This window comes from Streptacidiphilus sp. ASG 303 (genome assembly GCF_020991365.1).
Classification (GTDB): Bacteria; Actinomycetota; Actinomycetes; order Streptomycetales; family Streptomycetaceae; genus Peterkaempfera.
Map to the genome: position 1 here is coordinate 254,916 of NZ_JAJLRA010000007.1, position 7,817 is coordinate 262,732.

Genomic DNA, 7,817 nt, shown 5'->3' on the forward strand with positions numbered 1-7,817 from the left:
CCAGGCGGGACGGACGGAACTTCATGGCTCAGGAACCCTCCGGCAGCGGCGGACAGCAGCCCTCGGAGTACGAGTACGGGCAGCAGTGGCACACCGGCCAGGCTTCCTCCGCCGAGGGCGGCATACCCGGCGGCCACCAGGCGTACGGCGACGGCGCGCAGGCGTGGGGCGACCCGGCGCAGGCGTACCAGGGCTACTACGGCGGCCACGCGCAGCAGCCCCACGACCAGGCCCACGGACAGCAGCCGTACGGGACGCAGGCGTACGACCCCGCGCCGTACGGGCAGCAGTCCCAGGGCTGGACCGGGTACGACCCGGCCGGATACGCGCAGCAGCCCTACGAGCAGTACGGCGGGTCCTACGGCGGCCACGGCGACGGGGTGTACGCGGGCGGCCACCCCTACGCCGACCCCGCCGGCCCGTACGGCACCCCCGACCCCGCCTACGGCGGCAGCGCGCAGAGCCACCAGGACGGCCGGACCCCCGGATCCCACGACCCCGGTGCGGCGGGCGCCGACGGCGAGGCCACGCAGCAGTGGCAGGCGCTGCCCGACCAGGGGGCGCCCTTCCCGCCGCCGCCCGCCGGCCCTCCGGCCGGATCCGCACCCGAGCCGCCGTCAGGCGCCCCCCGCGGCACCTACGGCAGCACCGGCGACGGCACCCGCGACGACGCGGACGACGACGCCGGCGGCACCCCCCGCCCGGCCCTCGCCGACCGCCTCCGCGCCGCCCTCACCGGCGGTACGGACGGTCCCGACCGCCGCACCCTCGCCGTCCGCGCCGCCGTCGGCGCGGGCGCCCTCGCGGTCCTCGTCGCGGCCGGCGTCTACGTCGCGGGTGGCGACGACCCCGGCAGCCCCGCCGCCTCCGGCGGCACCGCCCCCGCCCCGGCCGGCTTCTCCGTCGACCACACCAGGGCGTGGGCCGCCCCGGCCGCCCCCGCGGGGGCCGACGACGCCCTCCAGGGCTCCTGGCTGCTCCCCGGGGCCGTGGTGCGCGGCGACGGAAGCGGCGTCCGCGCCTACGACCCCGCCTCCGGCAGGCAGCTCTGGACCCTCCAGCCCCCGAAGCCGGGCGCGGTGCCCTGCGGCATGTCGCCCACGGCCGCCGCCGGGACCGGCGCCGTCCTGTGGACCCCCAGGGCCGGCGGGAAGAACTGCACCCTGCTCTCCGCCGTGGACACCGCCACCGGCCGGCAGAAGTGGACCAAAACCCTCTCGGACACCAAGGACTCCTACGGGGCCCGCGTCATGGTGAACGACACCCGCGTCGTCGCCGTCGGCGACTCCGAGGCCGTCGGCTACGAGGCGTCCAGCGGCAAGGAGAAGTGGAGCAACGCCGGCCGCGGCAAGTTCTGCACCCTGTCCGGCACCGGCTCCGGCAGCACCGTCCTGCTGCACAGCAGCTGCGCCGACAGCAGTCCCAAGGAGCAGGCCGTGACCCTCGACGCGGGCAGCGGCCGCCTCGTCTGGTGGCGCGGCCTCGGCAGCCCCAGGACCGTCTCCGTCCTGTCCGCCGAACCCGCGGTCGTCCTCACCACCGGGGACAAGGAGTCCGACGACAAGGTCCGCTCCTGGGACGGCAAGGGGAACCCGGGCGCCGAGATCCCGGTGGCCCAGGCCGGCGGCGCCCGCCTCGACGTCGGCCACGGCTCCCTGGACGCCGCGCCCGGCGTCTTCTTCAGCGGCACCACCCTGGCCACCGCCCTCGTCCCCGCCGACGGCAGCACGCCCGCCAACGGTTCCCTCACCGCCGTGGACCTGAAGAGCGGCAGGACGCTGTGGCGGACCACCGCCAAGGAGAAGGGCAAGGTCCAGCCGGTCGGCATCGACGGCGGCGCCCTGGTCGTCTCCACCGAGGAGCGCACCGACCAGCCCGCCCACCTGAGCCGCTTCGCCCTCGCCGACGGCGGCGAGTCCGCGGGCGGCGGCTTCCCCAAGGGCACCGGCTCCCTGCTCACCGCGGGGCGGCTGCTGAGCGCCGACGGCACGGTCGTCGCCGTGCCCGCCTTCACCTCGACCTACGGCACCTCCGCCACCGCCTACCGGGCCCGCGGCTGACCCCTCGGCCGGTCGCTCCCGGGCCGGTCACCCCTCGGCCGGTCACCCCTCGGCCGGGCCCGCGGCGGCGCGCCGCCGCCGCGGGCCCGTGCGTGCACGAGGGCGGCGGAACCCTCCCCGGCAGGGTTCCGCCGCCCGGTCCGTACCGGGCCGCCGCGCCCGGGCCGCGTCCGGCCCCGGACCGTCAGGCCCGGCACCGTCAGGCCCGGGCCGCGTCAGTCCCGGCTGCCGAGCCCCGATCAGGCCGGCTGCGGCAGCCAGGCCGCGAGGTCGCCCGCGTCCGCCCGGCGCAGCCCCAGCGCCAGCATCAGCGCCGCCTCCGGCGTCGGCTCGAACGGCCTGCGCAGCAGCGTCATCCCGGCCTGCTCCGGCGTCCGGTCCGCCTTGCGCTGGTTGTCCTCGGCGCAGGCCGCCACCGTGTTCAGCCAGCTGTCCGCACCCCCGCGGGACCGCGGCACCAGGTGGTCCACGGTCGTCGCCCGCCGACCGCAGTACGCGCACCGGTGCTGGTCCCGCACCAGGACGCCCCGCCGCGACCACGCGGCCCGTTGTCGGAACGGCACCCGCACGTACCGGGTGAGCCGCACCACCCGCGGCAGCGGCACCTCGACGTCCGCACCCCGCACCACCCGCATCGGGTGCGCCTGCTCCACCACGGCCTTGCCCTGCAGGACGAGCACCACGGCACGCTGCAGCGACACCGTCGTCAGCGGCTCGTAGCCCGCGTTCAGCACCAGCGTGTTCCGCATCGCGGACACCTCCCCGGCCCCTTGCTCCCGCCCCCGCGGCGGCAGGGCTCCACTGTGGATCGGCGGCGGCCGGTGCAACAACGCAATTTCGACGGGGCCCCCGCCCTCCCTTCCCCTCCTCCCCGCCCCGCCCCGCCGGCAGGGGACGGGAACGGCGCGGCCGCGCACCCCGCCCGGGGGTGCGCGGCCGCGCCGCTCGTGCTCCGCGCCCGCCGGCCGCAGCCGGCGGGGTGCTACTTGTTCTCGTACTCCGTCAGCAGGTTGGCCCGCGCCAGCGTGTGGAAGCGCAGGTTGAAGCCGACCACCGCCGACGTCGCCTCCGCGTCCGGCCCGAGCTTCTCCGTGTCCACCGCGTAGACCGTGAAGAGGTACCGGTGCGGCCCGTCGCCGGGCGGCGGCGCTGCTCCGCCGAAGTCCCGGGTGCCGTAGTCGTTGCGCACCTGGACCGCGCCCTCCGGCAGCCCGGCGAAACCGCCCGTGCCGGCGCCCGTGGGCAGCTCGGTCACGGACGCGGGGATGTCGAAGACCGTCCAGTGCCAGAAGCCGCTCCCGGTCGGCGCGTCCGGGTCGTAGCAGGTCACCGCGAAGCTGCGGGTGTCCGCCGGGAAGCCCTCCCAGCGCAGGTGGGGCGAGGTGTTGCCGCCCGACTGCACCTGGGCCTCCGGCAGCACCCCGCCGTCCCGGATGTCGTCGCTCGACACCGTGAAGGACGGCACCGGCGGGTGGAAGTCGTGCGGAAGGGGCCGCCTGTTGGCCTCGGTCACGTCCAGAACCTCCTCAAGGGGGATCTTGGTCGTCTTCCACCCTAGCCGCGGTCGCACACCCGCCTGCGGCACACCCGCCGACCGCACACCCGCCGGGCGCGCCGCGGCCGGGCGGCGCCGCCACCGGCGGACCGCCCGGCCGCGGCCGGCGGGTGCGCCGGGCCGACGGGACGTCGGGCTCAGAACCAGCCGCGCCGGCCGCCCACCGAGTGGATCCACTGGTGCAGGTAGTCCGCCCAGTCCGTCGAACCGACGGCGGCGTGCTGCACCGTGAACGACCGGAAGGTGTCGCTGCCCTCGGTGAACAGGCCGCCCCGCTTGTCCATCTCCAGCACCACGTCCACCGCCGTCTCGTCGGCGACGAACGACAGCTCCACCTCGTTCAGCCCCGGGTACTGCGGCGGGGCGAAGAACTCGATCTCCTGGTAGAACGGCAGCCGCTGCCGGGTGTTGCGGATGTGCCCGCGCTCCAGGTCCGCCCCCTTGAAGCGGAAGCCGAGCCGCACGAAGGCGTCCAGGATCGCCTGCTGCACCGGCAGAGGGTGCACGTCGACCGGGTCCAGGTCGCCCGCGTCCACCGCCCGGTCGATCGCCAGCTCCGTGGTCACGCCGACCGCCATACCGTGCAGCCGCTGGCCCGCCACCGCCGTCACCGGCGTCTCGAAGGGCACGTGCAGCGCGAACGGCACGGTGTGCACCGCGCCCTCCTTGAGCTCGAAGCCCTCGCCGATCCGCTGGCGGTGGAACTCCACGTCCTGCTTGTACTCGGAGTCCTGGGTCTCCACCTCGACCCGGGCCTGCAGCCCCAGGGTCAGACCCTCGATGCGCTGGTCGACCTTGCCGCCCTGGATCCGCACCTCGCCGTGGACGACACCGCCCGGCACCACGTTCGGGTCGTGCAGCACCGTCTCCACCGAGGCGCCGCCGGCGCCGAGGGCGGCCAGCATCCGCTTGAAGCCCATCGCAATCCTCTCCTGGTCGCGGGCCGCACAGCGGGCGGCCCACCGGGTCCCGCCCGGCCCTGCCTCGTCGCACCCCGGCCGGTCGTGCCGTGCCCGGTCGTGCCTGGTCCGGTCCTCACCGGGAGACGAACACGCCCCCGGCACGGTTCCGGCTCGGTCATACCTTGGCAAAGTCCCGGCCGCGCCACCAAGCCCGACGTGTCCGAACCGCCCGGGGGACCCGGACCGCCCGACGCGTCCGGACCCGGAAGCCCCCGGCCCCCGAGGCGCCGGCACCCGTGAGGCGCCCGGCCCCCCGGCGTATCGGGACCTCCGGCGTGCCCGGACCGCCGGGCGTCCCCGCCCCCTCGCCGGACTACCCTCGGTCCCATGCCGAGCACGGACCCCCAGCGCGCCCCGCTCCGCTGGGACTTCTTCGACCGGCCCGTCCTGGAGGTGGCCCCCGACCTGCTCGGCCGCGTCCTCGTCCGCAACACGCCCGACGGCCCCGTCGAACTGCGCCTCACCGAGGTCGAGGCCTACGACGGCCCGAACGACCCCGGCTCCCACGCCTACCGGGGCCGCACCGCCCGCAACGCCGTGATGTTCGGCGAACCCGGCCACGTCTACGTCTACTTCACCTACGGCATGCACTTCTGCATGAACCTGGTCTGCGGCCCCGAGGGCACCCCCTCCGGCGTCCTGCTCCGGGCCGGGGAGGTGACCGCCGGCACCGCGTCCGCCCGCACCCGCCGCCCGACCGCCCGCCGCGACGCCGAACTGGCCCGGGGCCCCGCCCGCCTCGCCCTCGCCCTGGGCGTCGACCGCGCCCTCGACGGCGCCGACGCCTGTCCCCCGGACGGCGCCCCCTCACCCTTCCGCGTCCTCACCGGCACCCCGCCCCCGCCCGGCCTCGTCGCCAGCGGCCCCCGCACGGGGGTCTCCGGCGACGGCGCCCACGCCCCCTGGCGGTACTGGATCGACGGCGACCCCACGGTCAGCCCGTACCGGCGCCACGCCCCCCGCCGCCGCGCGGCGCGCTGAACGGCGCGGCCGACCGGGAGGAATCCCGGTGGCGCCGACCGCGTAGTCTCGGACACGCTGGACAGCGTCGGCGCCCCGCGCGGGGCGCCGGCCACGTGACCGAAGGAGACACGAGACCGTGACGGACATCGTCGACGAGCTGCGGTGGCGGGGCCTGATCGCCCTCTCCACCGACGAGGACGCACTGCGCAAGGCGTTCGCGGACGGCCCGGTCACGGTCTATTGCGGCTTCGACCCGACCGCGCCCAGCCTCCACCTCGGCAACCTGGTGCAGATCCTCACGCTCAAGCGCCTCCAGCAGGCCGGGCACCGGCCGCTGGGCCTGGTCGGCGGCGCCACCGGACTCATCGGCGACCCCAAGCCCACCGCCGAGCGCACCCTCAACGACCCCGAGGTGGTGGCCGACTGGGTGGGCCGGCTCCGCGCCCAGATCGAGAAGTTCCTCGACTTCGAGGGGCCGAGCGCCGCACGGATGGTCAACAACCTGGACTGGACGTCGGGCATGTCGGCGATCCACCTGCTCCGCGACGTCGGCAAGTACTTCCGGGTCAACAAGATGATCGCCAAGGAGGCCGTCGCCCGGCGGCTCAACTCCGACGCGGGCATCAGTTACACCGAGTTCAGCTACCAGGTCCTCCAGGGCATGGACTACCTCGAGCTGTTCCGCCGCTACGGCTGCACCCTCCAGACCGGCGGCAGCGACCAGTGGGGCAACCTCACCGCGGGCGTCGACCTCATCCACAAGGCCGAGGGTACGTCGGTGCACGCCCTCGCCACGCCGCTGATCGTCAAGGCGGACGGCACGAAGTTCGGCAAGACCGAGACCGGCACGGTCTGGCTCGACCCCGAGCTCACCTCGCCCTACGCCTTCTACCAGTTCTGGCTGAACGCCGACGACCGCGACGTCTCCACCTTCCTGCGGATCTTCAGCTTCCGCTCGCGGGAGGAGATCGAGGAGCTGGAGCGCCTCACCCAGGAGCGCCCCGCCGCCCGGGCCGCCCAGCGCGCCCTGGCGGAGGAGCTCACCACGATGCTCCACGGCGCCGACCAGCTGGAGCGGGCGGTCGCCGCCTCCAAGGCGCTCTTCGGACAGGGCGACCTCGCCGACCTCGACGCGCCCACCATGGCCGCCGCGGTCGCCGAGCTCCCCCACAAGGCCCAGGTCGCCGAACTCGGCGAACTGGTCGACTTGTTCGTCGCCACGGGCCTCTCCGCCAGCCGCTCGGCCGCGCGCCGGACGGTCAAGGAGGGCGGTGCCTACCTGAACAACGCCAAGGTGACCGAGGAGGAGGCCGTCGCCACCCGCGCCGACCTCCTGCACGGCCGCTGGCTGCTGCTGCGCCGCGGCAAGCGCAACCTGGCCGCGGTCGAGCTCGTGTCCTGAAACGACCTGCTCTGACCAGGCACTTCATCACGGAGGGTGCGGATCCGGCCGGATCCGCACCCTCCGTGTTTGACGGCCGGGCCTCGGACGCCTAACGTAGGACGAGTCGCCTGATTCGGACGGCATACGGGCAGAGCCTCAGGCCGGCCCGCGCCGAGCCGGAGCGACCATCCACTGCAGCATCACCCAGCGATCAGGATTCGCCTCGGACATTCGTGTCCGCGGGGCGGGTGCGAGAACGGCCGGGAAAATGCGCTAACGTAGTGGGGGTCGCGGAAAAGAAATTCGGCGACAAACCCCGCCGGCGGGGGTCAGCGAAGCGGAGAGAGACACTCCGGGGGTCTGATAAGCTGGAGACACGGAAGAACGAAGCGCCCGGAGGGGCCCGCAGGGGCCGCGAAGGAAGCGTCCGTTCCTTGAGAACTCAACAGCGTGCCAAAAGTCAACGCCAGATATGTGAACCCTCTGGGTTCCTTTGAAGATGAACAGCAGCGAGGACGCTGTGCGCGGACCGGGCCTATTCCGCCCGGGGCCGCGCGGCTCTTCCGCTGATTGCTGATGAAGCATTCACGGAGAGTTTGATCCTGGCTCAGGACGAACGCTGGCGGCGTGCTTAACACATGCAAGTCGAACGGTGAAGCCCCTCGGGGCGGATCAGTGGCGAACGGGTGAGTAACACGTGGGCAATCTGCCCTGCACTCTGGGACAACACCGGGAAACCGGTGCTAATACCGGATACGACACGCCTCCGCATGGGGGTGTGTGGAAAGCTCCGGCGGTGCAGGATGAGCCCGCGGCCTATCAGCTTGTTGGTGGGGTGACGGCCCACCAAGGCGACGACGGGTAGCCGGCCTGAGAGGGCGACCGGCCACACT

General features: G+C 74.4%; 6 protein-coding genes and 1 rRNA gene. 4 read left to right on the top strand and 3 right to left on the bottom strand.

From position 1 onward, the window contains the following. The first annotated feature begins 23 nt into the window (after positions 1-23). Entirely contained in the window at positions 24-2,060 is a 2,037-nt protein-coding gene (locus LO771_RS12865) for a PQQ-binding-like beta-propeller repeat protein (protein ID WP_230651572.1), read from the top strand. 239 nt (positions 2,061-2,299) lie between these two features. Here LO771_RS12865 and LO771_RS12870 read toward each other — a convergent pair whose 3' ends face one another. The 3 genes from LO771_RS12870 to LO771_RS12880 form a co-directional block, all read right to left on the bottom strand. Continuing rightward, a complete protein-coding gene (locus tag LO771_RS12870) occupies positions 2,300-2,809 on the bottom strand; it encodes an HNH endonuclease (protein WP_230651576.1) in 510 nt (169 codons plus the stop codon). Positions 2,810-3,042: 233 nt separating this feature from the next. Continuing rightward, positions 3,043-3,573, bottom strand: coding sequence for a YbhB/YbcL family Raf kinase inhibitor-like protein (locus tag LO771_RS12875; protein WP_230651583.1), 531 nt, complete (start codon positions 3,571-3,573; stop codon positions 3,043-3,045). A gap of 179 nt (positions 3,574-3,752) precedes the next feature. Continuing rightward, on the bottom strand, positions 3,753-4,535 hold the full coding sequence (locus LO771_RS12880; RefSeq protein WP_230651586.1) for a sporulation protein: 783 nt from the start codon (positions 4,533-4,535) through the stop codon (positions 3,753-3,755). Between the two features lie 369 nt (positions 4,536-4,904). Here LO771_RS12880 and LO771_RS12890 point away from each other — a divergent pair, with 369 nt between their 5' ends. The 3 genes from LO771_RS12890 to LO771_RS12900 form a co-directional block, all read left to right on the top strand. After that, a complete protein-coding gene (locus LO771_RS12890) occupies positions 4,905-5,558 on the top strand; it encodes a DNA-3-methyladenine glycosylase (protein ID WP_230651588.1) in 654 nt (217 codons plus the stop codon). 118 nt (positions 5,559-5,676) lie between these two features. Then, complete coding sequence (gene tyrS, locus LO771_RS12895) at positions 5,677-6,942, top strand: tyrosine--tRNA ligase (RefSeq protein WP_230651589.1); 1,266 nt, start codon at positions 5,677-5,679, stop codon at positions 6,940-6,942. Positions 6,943-7,508: 566 nt separating this feature from the next. Further along, positions 7,509-7,817: ribosomal RNA gene (locus LO771_RS12900) — 16S ribosomal RNA — on the top strand; the annotation flags it as partial.